General features: G+C 37.2%; 19 protein-coding genes. 4 read left to right on the top strand and 15 right to left on the bottom strand.

The genetic code is table 11. The features are described 5' to 3' along the window. Positions 1 to 4 precede the first annotated feature (4 nt). From I583_RS16170 to pth, 3 genes are all read right to left on the bottom strand, one after another. A complete protein-coding gene (locus tag I583_RS16170) occupies positions 5 to 1,588 on the bottom strand; it encodes a putative polysaccharide biosynthesis protein (protein ID WP_010762493.1) in 1,584 nt (527 codons plus the stop codon). Positions 1,589 to 1,667: 79 nt separating this feature from the next. Further along, entirely contained in the window at positions 1,668 to 5,201 is a 3,534-nt protein-coding gene (gene mfd / locus I583_RS16165) for a transcription-repair coupling factor (RefSeq protein WP_010762492.1), read from the bottom strand. 33 nt (positions 5,202 to 5,234) lie between these two features. Continuing rightward, positions 5,235 to 5,801, bottom strand: coding sequence for an aminoacyl-tRNA hydrolase (gene pth / locus I583_RS16160; protein WP_010762491.1), 567 nt, complete (start codon positions 5,799 to 5,801; stop codon positions 5,235 to 5,237). A 350-nt stretch (positions 5,802 to 6,151) separates the two neighbouring features. Between pth and I583_RS16155 the strand changes: the two genes are divergently transcribed. Next, positions 6,152 to 7,132, top strand: coding sequence for an L-lactate dehydrogenase (locus I583_RS16155; protein ID WP_010762490.1), 981 nt, complete (start codon positions 6,152 to 6,154; stop codon positions 7,130 to 7,132). A gap of 94 nt (positions 7,133 to 7,226) precedes the next feature. On the opposite strand, the gene I583_RS16150 is transcribed toward I583_RS16155, so the two are convergent. From I583_RS16150 to I583_RS16135, 4 genes are read right to left on the bottom strand one after another with little or no spacing between them, the layout of a single operon-like run. Continuing rightward, on the bottom strand, positions 7,227 to 7,853 hold the full coding sequence (locus I583_RS16150) for a hypothetical protein (protein ID WP_010762489.1): 627 nt from the start codon (positions 7,851 to 7,853) through the stop codon (positions 7,227 to 7,229). A 27-nt stretch (positions 7,854 to 7,880) separates the two neighbouring features. Beyond that, complete coding sequence (locus tag I583_RS16145) at positions 7,881 to 8,399, bottom strand: transcription repressor NadR (protein ID WP_010762488.1); 519 nt, start codon at positions 8,397 to 8,399, stop codon at positions 7,881 to 7,883. 19 nt (positions 8,400 to 8,418) lie between these two features. Continuing rightward, a complete protein-coding gene (locus I583_RS16140) occupies positions 8,419 to 9,261 on the bottom strand; it encodes a chorismate mutase (protein WP_010762487.1) in 843 nt (280 codons plus the stop codon). Positions 9,262 to 9,273: 12 nt separating this feature from the next. Beyond that, the gene (locus I583_RS16135; RefSeq protein WP_010762486.1) at positions 9,274 to 9,978 is read right to left on the bottom strand and encodes an NAD-dependent protein deacylase; all 705 of its coding nucleotides are present in this window, start codon (positions 9,976 to 9,978) and stop codon (positions 9,274 to 9,276) included. A 228-nt stretch (positions 9,979 to 10,206) separates the two neighbouring features. Here I583_RS16135 and I583_RS16130 point away from each other — a divergent pair, with 228 nt between their 5' ends. Further along, positions 10,207 to 10,506 (top strand): hypothetical protein, encoded by a 300-nt coding sequence (locus I583_RS16130; protein ID WP_010762485.1) that lies wholly within the window; start codon positions 10,207 to 10,209, stop codon positions 10,504 to 10,506. Positions 10,507 to 10,718: 212 nt separating this feature from the next. On the opposite strand, the gene queG is transcribed toward I583_RS16130, so the two are convergent. Then, entirely contained in the window at positions 10,719 to 11,864 is a 1,146-nt protein-coding gene (gene queG, locus I583_RS16125; protein ID WP_010762484.1) for a tRNA epoxyqueuosine(34) reductase QueG, read from the bottom strand. Positions 11,865 to 12,207: 343 nt separating this feature from the next. Here queG and I583_RS16120 point away from each other — a divergent pair, with 343 nt between their 5' ends. Next, complete coding sequence (locus I583_RS16120; RefSeq protein WP_010762483.1) at positions 12,208 to 14,130, top strand: MucBP domain-containing protein; 1,923 nt, start codon at positions 12,208 to 12,210, stop codon at positions 14,128 to 14,130. A gap of 188 nt (positions 14,131 to 14,318) precedes the next feature. Here I583_RS16120 and I583_RS16115 read toward each other — a convergent pair whose 3' ends face one another. From I583_RS16115 to I583_RS16105, 3 genes are all read right to left on the bottom strand, one after another. Beyond that, entirely contained in the window at positions 14,319 to 15,365 is a 1,047-nt protein-coding gene (locus I583_RS16115; protein ID WP_010762482.1) for a zinc-binding alcohol dehydrogenase family protein, read from the bottom strand. Positions 15,366 to 15,617: 252 nt separating this feature from the next. Further along, a complete protein-coding gene (locus I583_RS16110) occupies positions 15,618 to 16,679 on the bottom strand; it encodes a C45 family autoproteolytic acyltransferase/hydrolase (RefSeq protein WP_010762481.1) in 1,062 nt (353 codons plus the stop codon). Positions 16,680 to 16,705: 26 nt separating this feature from the next. Continuing rightward, positions 16,706 to 18,355, bottom strand: a complete 1,650-nt coding sequence (locus I583_RS16105; protein ID WP_010762480.1) for a peptide ABC transporter substrate-binding protein — start codon at positions 18,353 to 18,355, stop codon at positions 16,706 to 16,708. A 225-nt stretch (positions 18,356 to 18,580) separates the two neighbouring features. Between I583_RS16105 and I583_RS16100 the strand changes: the two genes are divergently transcribed. Continuing rightward, complete coding sequence (locus tag I583_RS16100; protein ID WP_010762479.1) at positions 18,581 to 19,684, top strand: NAD(P)/FAD-dependent oxidoreductase; 1,104 nt, start codon at positions 18,581 to 18,583, stop codon at positions 19,682 to 19,684. A gap of 49 nt (positions 19,685 to 19,733) precedes the next feature. Here I583_RS16100 and I583_RS16095 read toward each other — a convergent pair whose 3' ends face one another. From I583_RS16095 to I583_RS16080, 4 genes are read right to left on the bottom strand one after another with little or no spacing between them, the layout of a single operon-like run. Further along, entirely contained in the window at positions 19,734 to 21,053 is a 1,320-nt protein-coding gene (locus I583_RS16095) for an amidohydrolase (RefSeq protein ID WP_010762478.1), read from the bottom strand. Next, positions 21,037 to 22,776: an adenine deaminase C-terminal domain-containing protein gene (locus I583_RS16090; protein WP_010762477.1), complete on the bottom strand. Its 1,740-nt coding sequence runs from the start codon at positions 22,774 to 22,776 to the stop codon at positions 21,037 to 21,039. The genes I583_RS16095 and I583_RS16090 overlap by 17 nt, the downstream gene beginning before the upstream one ends. 22 nt (positions 22,777 to 22,798) lie before the next feature. Further along, positions 22,799 to 23,863, bottom strand: coding sequence for an ABC transporter substrate-binding protein (locus I583_RS16085; protein ID WP_010762476.1), 1,065 nt, complete (start codon positions 23,861 to 23,863; stop codon positions 22,799 to 22,801). A 27-nt stretch (positions 23,864 to 23,890) separates the two neighbouring features. Continuing rightward, the gene (locus I583_RS16080; RefSeq protein WP_010762475.1) at positions 23,891 to 24,931 is read right to left on the bottom strand and encodes an ABC transporter ATP-binding protein; all 1,041 of its coding nucleotides are present in this window, start codon (positions 24,929 to 24,931) and stop codon (positions 23,891 to 23,893) included. Between the last annotated feature and the right edge of the window lie 33 nt (positions 24,932 to 24,964).

Here is a 24,964-nt window from a genome sequence, read left to right as displayed (position 1 = left end):
TATCTTACCTCTTCATTCTTAATATTTTAGCTCCAAACGGTAATGTCAGCCATTCCCGAATTGTAAATAACTGTATTTTAATAACAATAGAAATAAACGTTGTGCCGCCAATTAAAACACCCACTATTGCAATAATTAAAGCCTGCCCACGATGTTCGACAGCTCCTAATACTATCCCAATAACCCCTTGGTAACAGAGTAACACAATTCCCATTGTTCCTAAACTAATCGATAATTTTTTAAAGAAATGATTTTCTATAATATAGCGATTGATTTCCTTTTTCGAAAAGAGAATGAGTAAAAATAAAGTAACTACTAATCCAACAATCGTTGAAACACTTGCCCCAAGCGTTCCAAAAGTATAGGTCAAAGAGCTTGTTAAGAAAAGCTTGACCAGCAAACCAATCCCAGCTGAAAATAGCGAGATGAAAAATTGATTCCGGCTTTGTAAAATACTTTGGTAGGCTTGAATGACTGCCATAAATGCAATCGAACAAACATATACTCCTAGCACACCATTCCCTTTATAATCTTTAAATAATGCAAAGTTTATATACGGCAATAACAATGTTAAACCTATCGAGGCTGCGGCGGCAATTGCTGTTGTTAACCGTAAAAAGATTTTAGCTGCCTGTAAGAATCGATCTTTTTCTTTGCTCGTGAAATATTTTGTCAATGTAGGTAGGAAACTTGAGCTTAATGCTAAGGCAACAACTAAACCTAACTGAACTAGAGGCTGCCCACGGTCATAGACCCCTTTATCGATTTTTGCTGCAGAGTCACTAATACCTGATGCTACTAAAGAGTTCTTAACAAAAAAAGAATCGATCAATTGAAAGAAAATCAAAAATGCGCTGTATAAAGAGACAATTCCACCTTCTACTAATAAGCGTCCAAATAATTTTCCTGAACCCTTTTCAACTTTCCACTGCGTAAGATAGGCTGAGCTACCTACACGGATTTTTTGATCATAATACCAAAGAATTCCAGCAGCAACAACACCACCGAACAAAGCACCGCCCATAGCGATCGTTCCGGTCTGATAAACAGACCAACCGAATCGACTAAAAGAGTATGCTGCAACCAAAATCACCCCTACCCGGACAAGTTGTTCCATCACTTGGGAAACTGCACTCGGAATCATCATTAAATGTCCTTGAAAATTCCCACGATAAAATGATAATACAGGAACCAATAAAAACGTAAACGAAACAACTTGAATCAAAGACGCTAATCGATAATCACCCATCATAAAGGCAATTTCGTGACTTCCTAAGAAGAAAAACGCCCAACATAAACCTGCAATCATAAAGACAAACGGAAAGAGTTGTTGTAAAATTTTTTTCTGCCCACTGATATCTGGTTGTTCTGCTACAATTTTTGAAATAAACTGCGGCAGTCCCGACAACGCTAAGGTCATCGCAATACCATATATTGGGTAAACTTGTTGATAGACATAAAACCCTTCATCACCAACTAAGTTTTGAAAAGGTACTCGGTAAACTGCACTCAATACTTTGGCAATAAATGATGCAATAGTTAAAATAGCTGCTCCTTGCATCATTGACCGCATTTCTTTATGCGCCATTAATTGACCTCCTATTTTAAAGCGTAACAGGCTCGTTTAGTCTAGACTGGAAAATAGGAAGAATCGCTTCCAGTAATTTTTACTCTGACTCAACAGCCGTTGTCTTATACTTTTCTTGTCGTAACGCTGTGGTAAACAATGCTACTTCTTGCAGCCAAGCAGCTTCTTTCATATCTTTAGGCACTTTTAAACGAACAGACATCTTTTCGTTATCTACAGCAAGATCTGCTTTTAACTGAGTCTGAGATAGGGCCTCAAATATTTGTTCTACGTTATAGGTTTTTGTCCCAATTTTACTTAAAGTAAAGGTAATTTCCTGCTGTCTCTTACGGATCGTTTCAACCAAGGCACGATCGCCATCCATTTTGATTTGTCCTGTCGTTAATAGATGAGCCACTTCATCTGGATATTCACCAAAACGATCGAGTAGATCTGCTTCAAGTTCATCATACATATCCATATTTTCTAACTGACGAATTCGTTTATATATTTCAATTTTTTGGCGCTCATCTGAAATATAACTTGTTGGTAGATACGCATCAATGCCCAAGTCAATTTCAACAGAAGTTTTTTGATCTTGGACATTCTTCCCTTGTTTACGAGCAACTGCTTCTGAAAGCATTTGTGAGTACATGTCAAAACCAACAGAGTCAATAAAGCCATGTTGTTGCGCACCTAATAGATTCCCTGCCCCACGAATCGATAAATCCCGCATCGCAATTTTAAATCCAGAACCTAGTTCAGTGAAATCTTTGATTGCTTCTAAACGTTTTTCGCTGACTTCATTTAAAATTTTCTGTTGTTCATACATAAAATAGGCATATGCGACACGGTTACTTCGACCAACACGACCACGTAATTGATATAGCGTAGATAAGCCCATATAATCGGCATTTTCTACAAATAGTGTGTTGGCATTGGGAATGTCTACGCCTGTTTCAATGATCGTTGTCGTAACTAAAACATCGTATTGCCGTTCAATAAAATCAAATAAGGTATTTTCTAGTTGAACTTCTGTCATCTGACCATGCGCATATGCAATTCTAGCATCAGGCACCAACGCTTGGATTTCTTCAACTTTTTGTTCGATCGTATCAACTCGATTATAAAGATAAAAAACTTGTCCATCACGCGCCATTTCCCTTTCGATTGCTTCTCTGATCGCACCAGGATTGTTTTCCATAACATACGTTTGGATAGGATAACGATTTTCCGGCGGCGTTTCAATAACTGAAAGATCACGAACACCTAGCATCGACATATGCAGTGTTCTAGGAATCGGTGTTGCGGTCAGTGTTAAAACATCGACTTGCGCTCTTAATTGTTTCAAACGCTCTTTGTGTTTTACGCCAAAACGTTGCTCTTCATCGATCACCAACAATCCAAGGTCGCTAAAATTCACATCTTGCGAAAGTAAACGATGCGTTCCTACAACAATATCTACTTGTCCATGTTTGATTTTTTCGATAGTTTCACTTTGTTGCTTTTTTGTTCTAAAACGGCTCAACAACCCTACTTCTACAGGAAAACCTTCGAAACGATCTAACATAGTCTCGTAATGTTGCTGGGCTAAAATCGTTGTCGGGACTAAAAAAGCCACTTGTTTATTATTGTTGATAGCCTTGAATGCAGCCCGCAATGCTACTTCTGTTTTGCCGTAGCCCACATCACCGACCAATAGTCGATCCATTGGTCGTGTTTTTTCCATATCGTGTTTGATTTCAGCTGTACTACGCAACTGATCGTCTGTTTCACTATAAGGAAAGGCATCTTCAAATTCCTTTTGATAGGCATCATCTGGTGGAAAAGCATACCCTTTTTCAGATTCTCTTGAAGCATAAAGCTGGATCAAATCATCTGCGATATCTTCAATTTTAGAAGATACTTTACGCTTTGTTTTGCTCCATTCACTGCCGCCTAGTTTGTTGACTTTTGGTGATTTTGCTTCAGAAGCTACGAATTTTTGAATCAGATTAAGCTGAGTAACTGGAATAAATAGCTTATCATCATTTTGATATAAAATCGTGATGTAATCTTGGTGAACGCCATCAACTTCTAGCGTTTGCATCCCAATATATTTACCGATACCGTGATTAGCATGTACGACATAGTCTCCATTTTTTAAATCACTATAGCTTTTTAATCGTTCTGCGTTAGAAACAGTTTGACGACGTGCTCTTTTTTTCGTTGTTGTATGAAAAATTTCTTTTTCCGTGATAGCAACGATTTTTTCTACAGGTAATTCAAAACCTGATTGCAAAGAACCTTCAACAATTTGGATTTTTCCTTCTATTAATTTATCAGAAGATGCTGTTACACTTGAAATATCAAAATCACGAAACAGCTCTTCGACTTTTTGACTGCGTTCTTTCGTTGGGACAAAAACGACAACGGTCTGATCTTGTTTTTGCCAGCGATCCATTTCTGTTTTTAATAATGGCATTTGACCAAAGAACTGCTGCATCGAACGATACTGGAAATTATGAACCGCTTGAAAACGTAAATTGCCCATTCCTTTTTGAAATAAGGAAAAGAACGTTGTCGCAAAAGTCATTTTCCGTACTTGCTCATGAAACTCCAAGCCGAATGTCTGCTCTGGAAAAACACGCATTTCTTCTAATTTAAGCACTTGCCATTCATTTTCTTCACGAATTATTTCGCGTTCCGCTTCTAAAATCCGAGCATAATCATCTACAAAAACTAAACTATCTTCAGAAATATAATCCAATAATGTTGTCTTTGTTTCATATAAAAAATCTGTGTAATAGTGAGCCGTATCTGTAGGTATTCCTTGACTCCAAGATGTTGCCAATTGACCAAAGTAATCCTGAAGGAAGTCTTTTTCGGCGGTATCCTTAGCGATCGCTACTCTTTTTTCTAAAGCTTTGGTTAGCTGTTTTTCTCCATAGGCGAGGTCTTCTTTTGAAAATACAAGATCTGTCATTGGTGAGAGCGTCACCGATTCAATTGCACTTACAGAACGTTGGGTATCTGCTTCAAAATAACGTAGAGAATCGATTTCGATATCGAATAGTTCTGCTCTGACTGGATATTCAGAATTTAATGGATAGACATCAACGATACTCCCTCGAATACTAAAATCACCGGGCTTGCCAACTAATGATTGGCGCTCATACCCCATCAAAACTAGTTGCTGTGCTACAGTATCTAAATCGATTTCTCCACCAATTTCCCAGTAAAGTTGGGCTTGTTCCCACGTTTGTTTACTTGGTAAATATTTTCTTAGACCAGCCACAGGGACAACGATGATCCCTGCTTGATCTGTTAAAAGAAAATTAAGTGCCGCTACTCTTTCTGCTCTAGCTTCTGGTGAAGAAAAGGCCATTTCTGCAGACAACACTTCATCAACAGGAAATAGATAAACCTCTTCATCTGATAAAATATTCCGAAAATCTTCCACTAGCTGATTGCCATAATAAAGATTTGGGACAGCAACGACGATTTTTTTATTTTTTTCTTTGTAGCCACTAGTCATGACCAGTGTTTTAGCAGAGCCAGCTAAACCTGTGATCAATTGGCGAGTATTTCCTGTTAGTTGCTTTTGCCAATCTCTTGCTAATTCACTTGCGCCAATACGTTCAATGATATTCAAAACAGGCTCCTCCTTCTATACTTTCTATTTTGCTTATTTGCCATTAAATTGATTCATCGTATCAACAAACGTATGTCCTTCACAAGCATAGATTGCGGCATCCGCTGCAATTTTCACTGCTGTTAAAATCTCTTCATGTTTTTCTTTAGGAAAACCTGTCAATACATGATGAACGACCGTGTTACTGCCAATCGGGCGACCAATACCAATCTTGATTCTCGGAAACACATTTGTTCCTAAATGTGCTATCAAACTTTTTATGCCATTATGCCCTCCAGCACTGCCTTTTCCACGTAAACGGATCTTACCGATTTCTAGATCTAAATCATCATAAATAACGATCAAGTCTTCATCTTCTACACCATAATAGGTCATCAAAGGACCAACAGAACGGCCGGACTCATTCATAAATGTAAGGGGCTTGACCAACATGATTTTTTCTGTTCCTATAAAAAATTCAGCAATATCTGCTTCAAATTGGCTTTTATTAAATGTTGCATTGTATCGGTGAGCGATTTCATCCACAGTAATAAAACCGATATTGTGTTTTGTTTCTTGATATTTACTTCCTGGATTACCTAATCCGACAATCATTTTCATCTATTTATATTCTCCTTAATAAGAGGTGCTATTTTACCACCCTTTATTCATTCTCCAACACAAAATATCTGGGCAGGAGTATCCCTTGCCCAGTTTTTTTATAATTATACCATAAAACAAGCGATTTCCGACTCATTTAAATTCTTAAAAAAGCCGTAAGCTTCATTTATTCCATTAAAAAAGAAAAAAATCATAAAAACCAGAAATAGTGAAGAATCGCACATAAAAGATTTTTCTTATGAAACACCTCTGAAAACTGTATCAATTTATATAAACAAAAAACGTGACAAACCTCACAAACGATGGTATTATCATTGTGATAAAACAATTATCTGAAAGGAATGATACACATGACTGCAGCAGTTGGAAACAAAGACCACCAAAAGGTAATTTTAGTTGGAGATGGCGCTGTCGGATCTAGTTATGCTTTTGCCTTAGTCACTCAAAATATTGCTCAAGAAGTTGGTATTATTGATATAGATACAAAGAAAACAGAAGGAGATGCCGCTGATTTATCTCATGCTTTAGCATTTACTTCTCCTAAAAAGATTTATGCAGCTACTTATGACGATTGTCATGATGCTGATCTTGTCGTGTTAACGGCAGGCGCTGCGCAAAAACCTGGTGAAACAAGAATCGATTTAGTTCATAAAAACTTAAAGATCAACAAACAAATCGTTACCGCTATCGTTGATTCTGGATTTACCGGGATTTTCTTAGTTGCGGCCAATCCAGTTGATATTTTAACTTATTCTACATGGAAATTCTCAGGATTTCCAAAGGAACGCGTTATCGGCTCTGGAACTTCACTTGATTCAGCTCGTTTTCGTCAAGCAATAGCTGAATTAGTTGATGTAGATGCTCGTAATGTCCATGCGTATATTTTAGGCGAACATGGCGATACTGAGTTTCCTGTCTGGTCTCATGCCAATGTTGCCGGCTTACAAATTTATGAATGGGTTAAGAATAATCCAGATGTCGATGAAGAAGCAATGGTTAACCTGTTTTTCAATGTAAGAGATGCAGCGTATTCAATCATTGAGAAAAAAGGTGCGACATTCTACGGTATCGCAGCAGCCTTGGCTAGAATTACAAAAGCGATTTTAGATGATGAAGATTCTGTCTTTCCGCTTTCTGTTTACCTAGATGGTGAATATGGGCAAAATGATATCTACATCGGTGCACCTGCCGTAATCAATCGTCAAGGTATCAAGCAAGTTATTGAAATTCCGTTGACAGATTCTGAAATGGATCGGATGAACGCTTCCGCTAATGCGTTGAAAGAAGTAATCAAGTCAGCGTTTGAAAAGTTTGAAGCTGAAAATAATTAAACAATAAAACATCCCATCAAAATTAATTATAAAAATCTCTACCAGAAAAGATTATTCATTCTGGTAGAGATTTTTTTATGGAAACGTTAATAAATTACTTGTTTTGCAAATACTCTAACATCACATCTGAGTCCTGTTCATCAACGTTTCCGGCATAATTAGGCGTCGCTAACGACAAGCCACCACTTTTATTCACAAAAACATACAGATTGCCCGTCATCACACGATTTTGATCACTAAACAACCGATCTCCTAATACTATTTCAGTATTCACCTTAACTGTCCGTATTTCATGTGTATCAGCCGAAAAAATACGGATTGTTTTTGTAGGATTTTGTTGATAAGAAATTGCATAGCTCGTCATAAAATCTCCATCTGGACTTTTAATAGTAAATGAGGCTGTTCCCTGACTCCCTTGCTCAACTGTCAATGCGATTTCCTGAGGAAGATTCATCCCATTGTTATAAAACGTTGCTGCTTTTACCGCATCTAGTGACACATCATAAGGGTATTCGTTGCTCATATCAGTTGTTGACGATTCTTTAGAGTTTGAATTTTTTGATGACTCACTTGTTGCAGATACAGCTAAATTACTTGTGCTTTTTTCTGTCATTTGACTAACCGAACTGCTGGTACTACTTGTACTACTATTGTTTTCGCCACTTGAGCACCCCGCTAATAATAACAACATTCCCAAGCTAATCATAAGGTACTTTTTCATATTTAGTTCCAACTCTCTCATTTTTTATTAACCATTGTACAAAATGCCTTTTTGTGCCAAATCTTCTTTGATTTGTTTAAAGATGTCTTCATTTTCACAACGTATCGTATGCAAATGAAGACCTCCAGTTAGCTCAGACAATAGTGAAGCAGTGCGTTTTTTATAAGATTCAGCAAACTCTTTCACTTCTTTTTCAGTACGAATGTGCAGTCCCCCAGTTAATTCACCATAAATTGGATGTTCCACCACTACATCGATTATTTCCCCACCTAATGATACTATCGTCATTAGTTCATCTTCTGTTTGATTCGGCATATGTTGGCAAGCTATTTTTCGGATAATCCCCTCTTTATCCTTTTCAAATTCAAGTAAATAGCCTCTAGCAGTTGCGATAATTTCATATCCCGCTGCTCTTAAGAGTGCAACATCCCCAACCACGATTTGGCGGCTGACTTTAAATTTTTGGGCAAAACGACTGGCACTGATGGGCTTTTCTGCTGATTCTAATTCAAGTAAAATCGCTTCTCGCCTTTTTACGCCATCCATTCAGATTCCTCCTGTCCTCTTAATCCATTTGCTTTTGCTGAAACTTCTTTGACGCATCCATAATTCCTTGATACGTTTCTTTGATCACATCTTTATACGCATCATTTTTAATATAAGTAGCGATTTTTCCCAATACTTCTTGCTCTCTTGATGCGTCTAGGATTTGCTTATCAGCCGTTTTTTTGATTGTGACGATTGCTTCTATTGCATCCATACGTTCTTCTAATAATGCGACAATTTTTTTGTCCAGCGTATCGATTTTACTTCGTTGAACGGTTAAGGGAGATTGTTTTTTTTCATCCAATTCGATTTCTTTGAGGATTTTCGCTGGATTGCCGCCGATCACACAATTATCTGGAAATGATTTTGTTACGACTGAACCGGCTGCTACTACAACGTTATCGCCTAAAGTCACACCTGGAGTGATTACAACGCCGCCTCCAAGCCAAACGTTATCCCCCATTGTAATCGGCTTTCCGTATTCCAATCCGCTATTTCTTTTGACTGGATGCAAAGGATGCGTTGCTGCATACAATTGAACATTTGGTCCAAACATACAGTTATCCCCAATCGTAATCGGACATATATCTAGAAAGATACTGTTAAAATTCGCATAAAAGTTTTTACCAACATGGATATTAAACCCATAATCAAAACTGATCGACGGTTCAATGTAACTGCCAGTACCAGTAGTTCCAAATGTTTCTTCCACTAATTGACGACGAATTTGACTGTCTTCTTCTTTGTTGATCAACTTCATTTGTTCCCTAGCAAACTTACGAGCGGTTGCTAACTCTGGGTCACCAGCAAAATAAAGTTCGCCATCAATCATTTTTTGTCGTTCTGATTTTATTTCTTCCATGTTAAAACTCCTCTATACTATATTTTCGAAAACCTTTACGGCATCTTCTTTTAAAAAATAAGCTTCTCTATTTAATTGAACTGCGGATTCGTTGATCACTAAAATCTCCGAAGTATCTGATGCATAATGGATCAAATAACAAAACGGATGTACTTGAAAACTAGTTCCTACAATTACGATCAATTCAGCTTTAGAAACAGCCTCAATCGATGTAGCAATTGCTTGTTCTTTTAAACCTTCTTCATACAATACGATATTAGGACGAATCTGGCCACCGCATTGATCATGTCTATCAGAGAATAAATATGTTTTTGCGGAAACTTTTTGTCCACATCTTGTGCAGTAACAATCATATAAATCTCCATGAAAATCAACTAAATGTTGTGTGCCTGCCGCCTTATGAAGTCCGTCTACATTTTGTGAAATAACCCATATGTTTTTAGATTTTTCCAATTCTGCCATTTTTTTGTGAATGGTATTTGGTTTGGCGTTCGGATGATACATTGTTTGCACAAATGAATAAAATTTCTTTGGTTCTTCAAGTAAACATGTTTGACTTAGCAAATATTCAGGTCGTTCGATTCCAGTATAAATTCCGAACAACGAGCGATAATCAGGCACTCCAGAAGCAGTGGAAACACCGGCACCTGTCAAGAATGTGATCTTTTCAGCTTGCTCGATCATGGATACAGCTTTCTCTTTATCAATTGTTTGCATCATTTCATCTCCTACTAAGTGTATTATAACGTAAATAAGGAGTAGAGAGAAAATAAAATGAAAAGAAATAGATTATTCTTCAGCGTTGAAACACTATTTATAAACACGAATATACGGACTAAAAACAAGTGAGAAGCTGTTAAGAATGTTAGGTTTTTCACTGTCTTTTCATGACAAACAAAAGAGAACGTGATAGAATACTAATGTATAAAAGTGAGGTGAAACTTCGTGGTAGCATTTATTATTTATTGGGCAGCTATTTTAGTCTGCATTGCTTGGGGTGTCTTGAGTCTATGGTTTTCAATTTACTATCTTTCACGTAAAGAAAATGGAAATCTATGGGCGTTTGCATTCTTCAACGTTCTTGCAGGTATTGTTTTAGCAATTGTTTTAGTCATTTACAAAACGTGGGATTTCGATATCTTAACTTATTCAAGCTTGATTTACACTATTTTAGCTTCATATGGTGTGTTAACAGTTTTACAAGCTATTTTAGGCCGCGAACCAAAAGAAGCTGCAAAAGCTTAATATTATTCTTTGACTATCAAAAAGAGCGCGAAACAAAACTAAGAAACAGTTTTGTTTCGCGCTCTAAATCCGAATAAACGGCGAGAAAAAAGCAGCTCCTTCATAAATAAGCTGAAATTCACAAAAATTTGAAAAGCAATTTTCGTGAATTCCCACTTATTTCTCGGAGCTAAACGCTTTTGTCTCGGCCTCTTTTTCTATATACTAAAAACCTACTTTTCTAGCTGTTTAATTGCATTCTTTATTTCTACTAGTACTTCTTCTTCTGGCTCTATCTCCAACAACTCATTTAAAACATTGAGCCATTTTTCTGCTTCTTTGTTCCCTAATTTTCCAATTGCCCAAGCCGCTGTTCCCCTAATCACAGGTCGAACATCTTCTTTTGCACAAACTAAAATTTCCGGCAATGCACTTCGATCTCCTAAATTTGCTAGGGCAATCAACGCATTTCTCTGGAGTGGCTTTTTCCCTCGCCAAGAACCTGATAGATGTCCAAACTGAGTTTTAAATTCTTTATTCGACATACTTAACATTGGTTTTAACTTAGGGTAAACAGTTTCAACTTCTGGTTCCATTTCTTTATGAAAGTGAAAGTCTTTCCCTCTATTATAAGGACAAACCAGCTGACAAATATCGCAGCCATAGATGACATTATGCATTTTTTTCCGATATTCTTCTGGCATCATCTCTTTTGTTTGTGTTTGATAAGATAAACATTTTTTTGCGTTCATACTGCCGTTGCCTAACAGTGCTTGTGTAGGACATGCCGTTACACAACGCGTACAATCACCACAGCCAAAGGGGACTGGTTTATCTACTTCAAAATCAATATTCGTTACAATTTCTCCTAAATAAACAAAAGAACCAAATTCTTCTGTGATCAACAACCCATTTCTTCCAATAAACCCTAAGCCAGCACGTTGAGCAACCGCCACATCCACTAATTCTCCTGTATCTACTTGGGGGGCAAAACGCCAACTTTCCGTTTCTTCTAAGTTTTGGGCTTGCGAGTGAATAAACTCAATCAACTTTCCTAATCGGTCGCGCAAAACATCGTGATAATCAATTCCCCAAGAAGCCCGAGCGAACATTCCTCTTTTTTCATCTCTCGGTACTTTCCCTTCAATTTTTGTTGGATAAGCCAAGGCAATGGAAATAATTGTTTTCGGATTTTCAAATGTTTTTTCTGGATAGATCCGTTCTTCGATCACTTGATGCTCAAATCCTGAATTAAACCCGAGTTCTTTTTGTTCTTTCAACGAATCTTCTAGTTCATAAAAAGGTTCCGCTGAAGCAAAACCGATTTTATCGATCCCTAAACGTTTACTTTCCTCTATTATTTTTTGTTTTAATGTCATTTTTTGTACTCCTTATTCTAAAAACTAAATGGGAGCGTATAACAATAACGTTCCACTCCGCTGACCGTGCACTTTTCCATATCAATTCACTTTATTATAAGCTACTCGTCAAAATCTTGTCATCTTTTTAATCCGAGCCGCAACTGAACATTTTTTAATTTAAATTTAATTATAAAAAACTTCAAAAACCCATGAAAATAAGTATTAAAAGATTTTTATAACATAATTATATACTTTTTTAAATAATTAATGAATTTTATTCATATTTTTATGATAAAATGATTTGTGATAATATTCTTTTATTATCAACACACACCTATTATGAACCATGGAGGAAAAACATATGAAAAACAGGCACAGAACACTAATACATAAGAGAAAGACGATCCAGACAGCCATGATTTTTGCTTTATTGGCTCCGTTATTTCTAACATCGTCTTTTGTTTTTGCGGAAGATAGCACATCCGCAAATGAACAAACAACTCCATCTCAAACAAAAAAAGACTTAGAAACGACAGAAACAACGCTAAAATCTTCTACAACTTCAGAAAATTCTGCTTTTGAAGAGCCAACTGTATCAACGACTTCAGTTGAGAGCGATACCACAGTTTCAACGTCAGATTCTAAAACTACTGAAGAACCAGCCGTTGCCTTTATTACTCCTAAAGCTGATACTATCACGATTGCTGATCCAATTTTGAAACAAGCGATTTTATCGACTCTAGGGTTACCTAGCGACAGTGAATTGACTCAAGCAGACATGGAACGTCTAACGAATCTTTCCCTTAATTCAGCTGAAATAAGTACGCTTTCTGGATTAGAACATGCAACAAATTTAAGTTCTATTTATATGAATACAACGAATAATATAACTGATTTTAGCCCGTTAGAACAACTATCTTCTTTAACCTTTGTCACGCTTCAAACGAAGAGTTTAAGTAGTGCTAACTTCCCTGACTTAAGCAACAATACTGGACTGACAAATCTTAGTTTAGGCTCTACAAGTATTGATGACGATATCTTGCCTAAAATTGCTCAGTTAACATCATTAACACGGATTTACATGGATTCCAATATGAACATTACGACGATCGCTCCATTTAAAGTACTTCCTAATCTAAAGTCACTTTCGGTTCAGTTTTGTGGTATCACAGATTTCACGGTAATCAACGAGTTTCCTGCTCTTAACGATCTAGCAGCATTCGGACAAAATACAGGTCGAAATGATCTACCAACTACAATTGGTCGTTCTACATTAAATTATGATTTTGAACAACAAACTTTATTCATACCCTTTTCTATGATGCCAAACAGACTGACAAATTTTGATGGCCATGTTCCACCATTCACCACATCAAATTCTGCCAGCAATACTTATCTTGATTTTAACGGTACACAATTACCTGCAAATCGTTTACAAATCACTGATGAAGGGATCAAGATTTCTGGCGTCACAGAAGATGAATTTGCAAACCTTTCCAGCTTTGAATACAATGCTCGTTTAAACAATCCAGCAGGCTCTTACGCTCAACCACCTGGCTTTACTTTTTATGCGATATCATCAGGAACTTATTTACATCAATTCAACGTTCTTGATGATGGTAAACCTGTAACGATTCAATATCAGGATACTGACGGGAAATTATTACTGCCTAGTGAAACACGTTCAGGCTTAGTTGGTCAAACGTTTGAGATCCCAGCTCCACTCATTCCTAATTATGAGCTAACTGAAATACCTGCTAATGCCACCGGCAGTTTTTCTGATCAAGAACAAACAGTGACGTTTGTGTATAAACAATACAAACCAATCATTGAATTATTAGGCAAAGTGACTGTTCATTATGTGGATACAGATAATAAACCACTTCATGAACCAGCTTTGGAGCAAACTGGTGAAGTTGGAGAAACTTTCACAACACAACAACTTACATTCAAAGGGTACACTTTGAAAGAAGTCAAAGGCGACACTACAGGTACATTTACCCAAGAAGATCAGATTGTAACTTATGTTTATACTAAAGATGATAAAACAGACCCTACTACATCAACGGATTCTTCCGAAACAAAAAATTCAACAGAGCAAGTAGCCATTGCGTCTCAAAACAGCCACTCACCAAAAACAAATACTAATTTTATTGCTTCGGCTAAAAAGAGACTTCCTGTTACTGGCGAACATTACAACTATATTTGGTTATTCCTTGGTCTTTGTCTTATCGGATTCGTAAATTATCAGTTTGTGCTAAAAAAAGTAAGACAAGAAAAATAAACGTTTCATAATCAAAAAAGTCAAGAGCCAACAAAAGTGTACAAATACTTTTGTTGGCTCTTGCCTTTTTCATTACCGAGTTGAATTTGAAGCACTAGTTTGACATTTAGGAATCACAAGCAAGCTACTCACGGTAAAATAGCTACCTAAACAAATCACTTTTTACTCTATATAACATGATCAGCTGCTTATTCCGGCTGTCCATTAAATAGTCCACTTACTATGACTTTCCCTCTCATATGACCTGATTCAACATCTTCTGTCGCTTTTTTCAAATTCGCTGCATTAATTCCATCGGTATAAGCCTTACCCACCGTTGCTACTATCTTTCCAGCTTCTGCAAGTTGAGCGATCAAGGATAGTGCTGCTCCTTGTGTTTCAATTTGATCATTAAAATCTGTTTTAGCAAACATATACTCCCAGTCAAAGCTGACAGACCTATTTTTCAGTTGACTGATATCTAAATTCCCATCTAAACCAACGATCGTTCCAATATGTCCAAAAGGGGCGATCAGTTCAGAGATATCGTTAAAATATGGAAGGATATTGAATAAAACCGCCGCATAATCGACTGTGTGAATCCCTAATTTTTCTAAGCTTTGTTTGAGATCTTGATGATAATCGATTGGGTAATCTACACCAAGTTTTTTTAACCAGTCAAAATTTGCGGGACTCGCTGTAGCGTACACCGTTAGCCCGGCCCAATGAGCAAGCTGATTTAAAATCGATCCAACACCACCTGCTCCATTGATCACTAAAATCGTTTTCCCTTGATTCGCATTCTCTTTTGGAATCAGTCCGAATTTATCAAACAATAACTCGTATGCTGTCAATGATGTTAATGGCAAGGCCGCCGCTTCTTCATCACTTAAATTTTTAGGAGCTAAGGCGGCAATTCCTTCGTTGACTAGTTGAAATTCTTGATTACTGCCCGCACGTTTTGTTGTTCCAGCATAAAAAACACGATCACCAGTAGTAAATTTACTAACATTTTCACCGACAGAGACGACTTCTCCAACACCATCAAATCCCAAGACCGTTAATTGTGTTTGTTTTTTTGCCGCTTGTCTTAATTTCGTATCGACGGGATTTATGGAAACAGCTTTGACTTTCACAAGAATATCTTGAGGACCTGGTAGTGGAATCGTTTTGTACTCGTCCATAAAACTTGCTTCATTTTTAATTGGTAAACCTTCAAAAAAACCGACTGCTTTCATTTGTTTGTTTTCATTCATATATTCTTCCTCCCATTCCCTCTTTAATAATCAGTATGAACCCATTCTTGTAAGATTGAAATTAATTCGTCTTGTAAAATAAGGAGAGATTTCAATCTGATTGATTCAATTGACTATCTTGAAAAATTCTTACTTTGTATGATGGTGTCAAAAAAGGACCGGGCCATACAACACGATTTCAAATGAATTTTAGGAAGAAGAAGACTAAAAAAACATACTAAGTTTCCCCTCTAATCTTAGTATGTTTTTTATTTATCCAAACCATTGCTTGAATCGATACGTATAAAACGGCTGCTCACAAGCATTCCCAAAAGCTAAATGCATCTCACCTTTGCCTAAATCAAAGACCATCGATGCCAATGATTTTGATAGTGGGTGTTCTGGTGATGGATGATTACAGACGCTTTTTGGAAAATTACGATGATTTGCTAAAAACTGTTTCCCTAGCTCCGCATCGATAATACCATAATTTTCACTAACGATCGCTTCCATCGCTTCAAAACGAGAATGAGATGTTTTAGAACCACCTTCTTCTGGTTCCTCTAACGCAATACTATTATGATTCGCATGGATCATCACATCTGCTGGCTCATGCTCATAAATCTTATTTGGAAAACATTCAAAACTTGCGATCCCTTCAGTTGTATGAGATAAACTAAACTGATTTGGCACTGCATGAGGAACACTGTAAAGATACTCGCGTGCTTCTTTTAAGCTTTTTTTATTAAGTAGCTCTCTAATAATTCCAGCTGTAGGAACGCCCTCTTTGCGCTGACCATTATCGATATACGTCCACATCACAGCTAAGCCATAATTATTCATGCCCATATAAGCGGGAATACCTGGATGACTATAAATCAATGATTCAAAATCAGATTCACTATCGTGATGATGTACAACACAATCGACCTCAGAACGGTATTCATCAAGACGTTCATCATTCGTTTGACCACATATCACGGACCCGTCAAAAGTAGCATTTCCTTTCGCTGCAAATGAGGTACATTTGTCACTGATCAATTCGTCAAAAAATGATCGTTCATAAACAGTATACAAATACAAAATTTCTTGAAAATCCACACCGCTTCCTTTCGCAACACCCCGCATTTCAGCAGCCACATCTGGTGCAAATTTTTCTGTATAGTCAAGATATACCTGCGCTTTTTCCAACCATTTGGTAATGATTTCAGTTGAATCTTTATAAAATAATTTTTGACTAGATAAGTTTGTTTCGATCTGCATTTTTAGCACTTCGCCGATTTTGACCCCACGTTCAAATGCTGAGCCTGTTACTTCTATATAGCGATGAATCATTTAATCTCCACCTTTTCTATGTTCACTTACTTTTCAATGGATGTCCATTTATAATCATATTCTGGGCCAGACGGCACTATCCCTTTGACCTTTGGATTACGTAAATGCGCTTCTGCTTTTTGATACACTGGGCAAACACCCATCGTATCCATTAAAATATTTTCCGCTTCAATCAAATCATTCCAACGAGCTTTTGGATCACCTGCATTTGTTGTAGCAGAAGCTTTCAAGTATTTATCAAATTCTTTGTTGGTATATTTACCGCTGTTATTGATATTATCTGATGCAAATAATTCCAAGAACACGCTTGGATCGTTGTATTCTGCACCCCAACCAACTAGAATCATATCAAAATCACCTTTATTCCCACGTTCTAAACGAACAGAAAGGGGGACTGATGAGACTTCGACTGTCACGCCTGTCAAGGTTCCTTGAATTGCTCCTTGCATGTATTCTACCACTTTTTTTGCAGAATCAGCATCGGATGAAAGCAAATTGATTTTTAAAGTGTCGATTCCTAATTCAGTTTTTGCTTTACCCCAATATTCTTTGGCTTTTTCTGGATTGTATTTCAAATGATTACCTGAATTTTTTACAAAATCAGCTTCCGTTTCAGGGTTGAATGACATATTTTTCGGTACTAAACCTGTTGCTGCAATCGATCCATCTCCTAAGACTTGATCTACTAGAGTTTGACGATCTAACGCGTAGGAAATTGCTTTTCTGAGATTTTCATTTTGGAATTCTTTTTTTGTTTGATTATATTCTACATATGTCGCATTTGACATATCTTGCGAGAAAAATGCTGGATCATCTACCATTTGTTGTGCCAACTCACCCGTCACAACGATGTCATCAGTTTGCCCATCTTGAAATAGATTTAATGCCGTCGCATCTTCTTTTACTACATCAAAATTGATTTTTTCCATCGTCACATTGGCTTGATCCCAATAGGTATCATTTTTTACATACGCCCATTTTGTATCAGTCCCAGCCCCTTCAAAGTCACTTAAAACAAACGGTCCATTATAAACCATATGCTCACTTGAACTGGCATATTTTTCGCCGCTTTCGTTGATGATTTTTTCATTTTGTGGGAAAAATGGTGGTAATGACAATAAGGATTCCATATAGGGTACAGGTGATTCAAGCGTCACTTCTAATTCATGATCACTCAATGCTTTTACGGCTAATTCTTCTGCTGGTGTCTTCCCATCCATGATTGCTTGATAATTTTTGATTGATTCAAATAGGTAAGCCACTTCTGAAGCAGTCTTTGGCTCGACTGTCCGTTGCCATCCATATACATAATCTTTTGCAATAACAGGATCGCCATTTGACCAAACGGCATCTTCGCGTAATTTAAACGTATAAGTCAACCCATCTTCACTGACTTTTGGCATTTCCACAGCACCTGCTGGAATCAATTTCCCTTTTTTATCTGCACGGAACAATCCTTCACCTGTATTTTTCAGTACACCCCAACCGACAACATCATTTGTGACAGATGCATCGATCGATGGAATTTCTTGTTTTGCAACAACTGAAAATGTTTGTCCGTTGTTTGTTGATTTTTGACTCATTTCGCCAGTCTTTTCTTTACCAGAACCACATCCGCCAAGCAAAATGATGCAGCTTGTGGCAGCTAGTAAATACCCTAATCTTGTATTTCTCATTTAGTAACCTCCTATATGATCGACATTTATTTAAAAAAATATAACACTCATTATCATACCATAAAAAATAAGCGTTTTCTCATTATTTTCAAGTTATTCTTTTACCGAATTTTATTTTTATAGACATAATATCCAGCGCATTAGCCTTCAAAATTCCTTGCATCCTCTATAAACTTATGTGAAAATGAATTACTTGATTTCATAAAGATATAAAAGGAGTTACTCATGAAAAAATTAGCGATCATAGGCGGCGGAATCATTGGTTTGACCTTAGCCAACTACATTGATTTAACAAAATATAGCGTAACCGTGTATGACAATCCTGTTGGACAAGCTACTAAAGCTAGTGCTGGCATCATCTCCCCTTGGCTTTCAAAACGCCGCAATAAAAAATGGTATCAACTAGCTAAAGACGGGGCTGCATTTTATCCGAAATTAGTACAGGACTTTTCTCTACCCCATACTGTTTATCAGCAAACCGGTACCCTGATTCTTCGAAAAGACGGTGAACTTGGATCACTTATGCAACTAGCAAAAGAAAGAAAACAGGATGCACCTGAAATCGGAGACATTCACTTATTGTCAGCAGAGCAAGTCACAGAAAAACTACCTTTGTTAAAAGCACAGCCAGCCTTATTTATCACAGGCGGTGGAAAATTAGACGGTGCTAGCTACTTGGAAACATTAAGACAACGTGCGCTAACCAAAATGATCACCATAAAGACTGACACAGCCAAACTTAGTCGAACACAGGAACATTGGCTTGTTCAGACACCTAACGAAACAGAACAATATGATGCAATTGCACTATGTGCTGGACCAGGATTGCCTTCATTGTTAAATCCGCTTGGATATTCCACGGATATTAGAGCACAAAAAGGGCAGCTATTAGCTTTTGAAACATCCTTCAAAAACAGCGGCAGTTGGCCAGTCGCGATGTTAGATGGCGAAAGTGATTTGATTCCGTTTGAAGATGGACAAATCTTAGTTGGTGCAACACATGAAAATGATGGTGGCTTTGATTTAACACCAACGAAAGAGGCGTTTTCTTTACTACAACAAAAAACAGTTCCTTTTCTGAATGAGGCGGCTTTTTTCGAAACCAATCCTGCGAATTATCGTGTCGGGACACGCGCCTATACATCCGATTTTGCTCCTTTTTTCAATTATTTACCTGATAATCCCACAGCCGTTGTGGCTAGTGGTTTAGGGTCTTCTGGGCTGACAACCGGACCTTATATCGGCTTTCTCTTAGCGAAGTATTTCAATGAAGGGAAAAACGATTGGGAGAACTATCAAAAACCGATTGAAACTTACGTATCAAAATAAAAACAAGCAGGAATAAAACGTAATAGGTTTTATTCCTGCTTGTTTTTTATTATAATTTTTTTGCTTCTATAACGAAGTTTTCCATTTCACGATACAGCGTTTCTTTGATTTTTTCCAACCCTTGTTCAATCATTTTTTTCTCACTAATTAATTGGCGACCATTGACCCAAACCGAATCTACGTTACTGGCGTTAGCTGAGTAGACAATGGCTGAGTACGGATCGAAAATGGGGAACATATTAACAGACTCCGTTTCGATTAAAGTTAAATCTGCTTTTTTTCCGATTTCAATCGAGCCAACCTGATCTGCTAGACCTAACGTTTCTGCGCCACCTATTGTTGCGAGACGGACAATCTCTTTTGCAGGAAAAAGAGCGCGATCCTGATTATGGGTTTTATGAAAATTAGCAAACAGACGCATTTGGCTAAATAAGTCTAGAGTATTCCCACTACTTGGTCCATCTGTTCCTAAACCTACCACGATATTTTTTTCGAGCATTTGTTTGACAGGTGCTACCCCTTTTGCTGATTTGGTATTCGCACCAATGCAATGAGCGACGCGAGCTTTTCCTTTTGAGGACGCAATGATGTCTAAATCATTTTCGGTTGTTAAAATGCAATGAGCTAAAATAAAGTCACGTTCAAAGTACCCTAATGTTTGTAAAAATTCTATTGGTGTTTGGTTATATTTTTTTTGAAACTCTTCCACTTCATAAGTCATTTCAGATACGTGCATCGTAATCGGGGCATTGTATTTTTCGCTAAGCGCCACGATTTTCTTTAGCGTTTCTAGATCATTTGTATTAGGCGCATGTGGTGCAATGATCGGTGTTACTAACGAATCGTTCTGCCATTTTTCTAAAAATGTTTCGCAATATTCATAGCCACCAGACGGTTTAGAACTATCACAAGTTGGCATATCAATAATAGTTTCACCAACTAATGCTCGGATTCCCATTTCTTTACAACTTTTAGCTACCTCATCTTCAAAATAGTACATATCACAAAACGCCGTCACACCACTCAATAACATCTCTGCAATCGCATAATCAGTACTGGCTCTTACCAACTCTTTTGTCATATGTTGCTCTAAAGGAAATAAAAAGCGACGCAGTCGATCTGGAACATCATCTCCTAAAGAACGAAACGGGATCATCCCTGCATGTGTATGCGTATTGATCAGACCTGGAATCAACAACCCACTTTTTCCATCGATTACGTTATCAGCATGAATAGTGACTGAAACAAGTTCAGAAACATGACCGATTTTTGTAATTAGATCATCTTCAATCATTACAAATCCATCTTTAACTTCTGAAAAATAATCATCCATTGAAAGGATATGCACATTTTTAATGAGAGTCTTCATTCAGCAATACTCCATCTTCTGGAAAAATCAATGGGTAAAATTCTTGTGTTTTTGTATTCATCATTCCCATATCTGTCACCTTGATAGCCGGTGAAACAGGTAAAGATAATGTAGAAAAAGACATTATTTCATTCATGTTTTTGTAGCCTAACGCTTGCATACTTGCACGGACTTTTTGTAAGTCGCTGCCTAGCTCTTCAATTGGTGCTTGGGAGAGGATTCCGCCGATTGGCAAAGGACATTTCCCTGTGATAACTCCTTTTGAAACAACAATGTAGCCACCTTGGATCGTGATTAATTCATTTTGCGCTGTCACAATATCCTCTACATTATTGCCCATAACCATTACATTATGATGATCATGTGCCCAAGTAGTTGCAATTGCGCCTTTTTCAGTGATTGGTTTATCCATTAGTGATATGGAAATATTGCCATTTTTACCGTATCTTTCCATTACAATCAACAAAGCGCAGTTAGCTTCTTGCCATTGTAAAATCCCATCTTTCACGGGAATTTCTTTGGTGATCCGTTCAGTGAATGTTCCTACTTCTTGTTTTTGAATCACATTACAGCGGACATATTCTTTGTTCGTTGCCACTTTGATCACTAAATCAGAAACCGTAAGTGGTTTGCAATGAACCGATTGCTTATACTCTTCTGGAAATGACTCAATTACAGCAGGATATTCGATTTCTGCTCCTTTTTCATAAACCTTTTTGCCTGATTTATAAACGGCATCAAACTTCAACGTTTCTAAATTATTTAATAAAATAAAATCAGCATTTCGTCCCGGCGCGATTTCCCCACGATCGTGAAAACCCATCCGTCTCGCTGGTGTGTAGGTCGTCATATAAATTGCTTTTTCAATCGGTAAACCTGCTTTTACCGCCTTTTTCAAGTTCTCGTTTAAATGACCTTGGAGCAAGTCATCCGCCATTACATCATCTGTGATAATACTGGCATATTCATAAAAATCATTTTCTACAATAACCTTCATATTTTCCGGTGTGATCGATTTATTTTGGAATTGGATAAAAACACCGGCCTCAATTTTTTCTTTTAAGGATTCTGGAAATTGATGTGTATGATCTGAAGTGATTCCGCTAAATAAAAAGGCTGCCAGCTCTTCATCATAAATTTTTGGACAATGGCCTTCTAAGGGCATCGTCGGCCGTTCTTTTTTACATAGATCAATGATTTGGCGAATCAAAGACTCTGGTTCATAGGCAATTCCTTTGAAATTCATCGCTTCACCTAAACAGACGATTTTAGGATGCTTCAACAGCGCTGCCACTTCAGCAAGTCCGATAATACCACCCGTTGTTTCTAGTTCTGGTGTTGTTGAAGGAACAGAAGACGGAATCGCATGAAAAATATCCAGCTCAGTTTCTGCCTTCATAAATTCCTCTAAGCCATCTAAACCAAAGACATTGGCCATCTCATGGGCATCTGCTACAACTGTTGTTACCCCATAGCGTAATACTGCTTTTGAAAAAATCGTCGGTGTTGTCATCGAACTTTCAATATGCATATGGGCATCAATCAAGCCGGGAATCATATACTGATTCTCGGCTTTGATGATTGTTTCAGGCGTCAAGTGATCTAGCTCTGCGTTACTGATATAATAAAATTTTCCATCTTTGATGGAGACATTTTTCTTGATAAAAGATTGTGTTGACGTTTGGAAAACCAAAACGTCTTGAATGATCATATCTACGTTCATACTTATCGCCCTTCTCACTTGTTTATTGATTCATTGTACGGTTCCATTGATCGACCCATTTAGATAAGTTGTCATTAATGAATGAAAAATCAACTGTTTTTGCTCGATCCGCTACTTTACCGTATGTTTTATTTTCTGCTTGTTTTTCATCAAGTGTTACTTTGCTGTTGGTTGGACCTTCATTTAATGAAACGGCTTTTGCTTTTTGTGACGCTTCACTGATACGATCGTTAACGAATGTATAAGCCAATTCTTTGTTTTTAGAACTTTTCGGTACGTTGATTGTATTAAAGTTTGCGTAGGTGCCACTTTCAGGAACAACGTACGTTGCGTCTTTAGAAGCACCTTGAATGATATCAACCGCAAAATCAGCAACAACCGCTACCTCAATTTCACCTGATTGGAACATGTTGGCTAGATCTGATGATTTTGAATATGTCTTAACCACATTTGGTTTTAACTCTTTCATTGCATTAAAGGCTGCTTTGCCTTTATCTGTTGTAATATCAACACCTGCATGATCACTAGCAATGTATAACATCAAGGGGCCTGCTGTTGTAGAAATGTCTGGAACAGAAATTTTCCCTTTAAGATCAGACGACCATAAATCATCCCAGCTTGTGATTTCTTTGCCGACTTTTTCTTTGTTGTAAACAATTCCTACGCTATTAACTGCGATTGGAATACCTGCTCCACTTTCGTAGACTTCTTTTGCTCCAGCTGTTAACTCTTTAATATTTGGTACTTCTTTTTCTGTGATTTTTTCAAAAAGATCTTCCTTGTCACCTTGTGTGGCATTGGCTTGCGCTAATTCGATCACGTCGATTCCAGCATTGGGGTTATTCAATAGTTTTGTATAGCGATCTGCACTATTACCAACTTCTAATGTCACTTTTGCATCGTTTACTTTTTCGAAAGGAGCAATAATATCTTTTTTTACAATATCTTCACTTAAACCAAAAGTAGAAACAACAAGTGATTTACTACCGCTTTTGCTTTCTTTTTTCGTATTCGCTTCGCTATTGCCACAAGCTGCCATTAATAAAGTTGCTGTTGCTAAAACGCCAATCAGTAGTTTCTTTTTCATTTTATTTATTCCCCTTCATCTTATCGTTTATTTTTCTAAAATAACTAGTTTATCTGCTGGAAAAGCTAAATTGATTTTATCTCCTGTTTCATAGATCTGTTCACTTGTGCCATTGACTAATAATTTTCCAAGTGGTGTTGTTACTTCATACTGATAACTTTTTCCTAAGAAAGTTCTGATTGCGACCATCCCTTCAACAGATTCGTGCGTTAGTTCTTGCACAATTTCAATGTCTTCTGGACGGATCGTTGCAACCGTCTCAGTTGCCGTTGGTTGTGGATTAGTCGTAGTGAATAACTGACCGTTTTCACTTTTATATTGACCTTCCGCGTTTTTTGTCACAGCAAAGAAATTTTCAAACCCGATAAACTGTGCTACAAATTTTGTTCTTGGTAAACGATAAATTTTTTCTGGCGAATCGTATTGCTCGATCACGCCGTTATTCATGATTGCGACTTTATCTGAAATAGAAAAACATTCTTCTTGATCGTGGGTCACAAATACTGTTGTTATACCTAATTGCTGCTGAATTCGTTTGATTTCGATCCTCATGGCTACTCTTAATTTTGCATCTAAATTACTTAATGGTTCATCTAATAATAATAATTTTGGTTCAATAATCAAGGCCCGAGCTAAAGCTACACGCTGTCTTTGTCCACCTGAAAGTTGCTTAGGATAACGATCACCAAGATTTTCTAATCCACAGACCTCAAGCATTTTTTCGACTTTTTCTTTTGTATTACCCTTTGATTCTTTTCTTAATTTCAATCCAAATGCCACATTTTCTGCAATCGTCAGATGTGGAAATAATGCATAGCTTTGAAATACCATGCCAAAATTCCGTTTATGCACAGGTACTTTCGTCAAGTCATCTTCATCTAATGTAAAACTGCCGTCGTTTGGTTTGATCAATCCTGCGATTACTCGAAGCGTTGTTGTTTTGCCACAACCACTTGGTCCAAGGAGTGAAACTAACTCCCCTTTTTCCATTGAAATGCTCAAATCTTTTAATATATCTTGTTTGCCATCATAACTGACACGTATCTCTTTTAAATCAACAAAAGTCAAAATTTTCTCCTCTTTCTACCTATTAAGTCCGAA

This window comes from Enterococcus haemoperoxidus ATCC BAA-382, assembly GCF_000407165.1.
GTDB classification, from domain to species: domain Bacteria; phylum Bacillota; class Bacilli; order Lactobacillales; family Enterococcaceae; genus Enterococcus_L; species Enterococcus_L haemoperoxidus.
The sequence above is the reverse complement of the archived record's forward strand: the minus strand, read 5'-3'. Positions and strand labels throughout refer to the sequence as shown.

Excerpts from the sequence above, each read along its gene's own strand:
- I583_RS16150 (WP_010762489.1), bottom strand. The coding sequence starts at position 7,853 with ATGAAAAAGTACCTTATGATTAGCTTGGGAATGTTGTTATTATTAGCG.
- I583_RS16120 (WP_010762483.1), top strand. The coding sequence starts at position 12,208 with ATGAAAAACAGGCACAGAACACTAATACATAAGAGAAAGACGATCCAG.
- I583_RS16085 (WP_010762476.1), bottom strand. The coding sequence starts at position 23,863 with ATGAAAAAGAAACTACTGATTGGCGTTTTAGCAACAGCAACTTTATTA.
- I583_RS16170 (WP_010762493.1), bottom strand. The coding sequence starts at position 1,588 with ATGGCGCATAAAGAAATGCGGTCAATGATGCAAGGAGCAGCTATTTTA.
- I583_RS16100 (WP_010762479.1), top strand. The coding sequence starts at position 18,581 with ATGAAAAAATTAGCGATCATAGGCGGCGGAATCATTGGTTTGACCTTA.
- I583_RS16155 (WP_010762490.1), top strand. The coding sequence starts at position 6,152 with ATGACTGCAGCAGTTGGAAACAAAGACCACCAAAAGGTAATTTTAGTT.
- pth (WP_010762491.1), bottom strand. The coding sequence starts at position 5,801 with ATGAAAATGATTGTCGGATTAGGTAATCCAGGAAGTAAATATCAAGAA.
- I583_RS16145 (WP_010762488.1), bottom strand. The coding sequence starts at position 8,399 with ATGGATGGCGTAAAAAGGCGAGAAGCGATTTTACTTGAATTAGAATCA.
- I583_RS16140 (WP_010762487.1), bottom strand. The coding sequence starts at position 9,261 with ATGGAAGAAATAAAATCAGAACGACAAAAAATGATTGATGGCGAACTT.
- queG (WP_010762484.1), bottom strand. The coding sequence starts at position 11,864 with ATGACATTAAAACAAAAAATAATAGAGGAAAGTAAACGTTTAGGGATC.
- I583_RS16105 (WP_010762480.1), bottom strand. The coding sequence starts at position 18,355 with ATGAGAAATACAAGATTAGGGTATTTACTAGCTGCCACAAGCTGCATC.
- I583_RS16090 (WP_010762477.1), bottom strand. The coding sequence starts at position 22,776 with ATGAACGTAGATATGATCATTCAAGACGTTTTGGTTTTCCAAACGTCA.
- I583_RS16115 (WP_010762482.1), bottom strand. The coding sequence starts at position 15,365 with ATGAATGAAAACAAACAAATGAAAGCAGTCGGTTTTTTTGAAGGTTTA.
- I583_RS16095 (WP_010762478.1), bottom strand. The coding sequence starts at position 21,053 with ATGAAGACTCTCATTAAAAATGTGCATATCCTTTCAATGGATGATTAT.
- I583_RS16135 (WP_010762486.1), bottom strand. The coding sequence starts at position 9,978 with ATGCAAACAATTGATAAAGAGAAAGCTGTATCCATGATCGAGCAAGCT.
- I583_RS16110 (WP_010762481.1), bottom strand. The coding sequence starts at position 16,679 with ATGATTCATCGCTATATAGAAGTAACAGGCTCAGCATTTGAACGTGGG.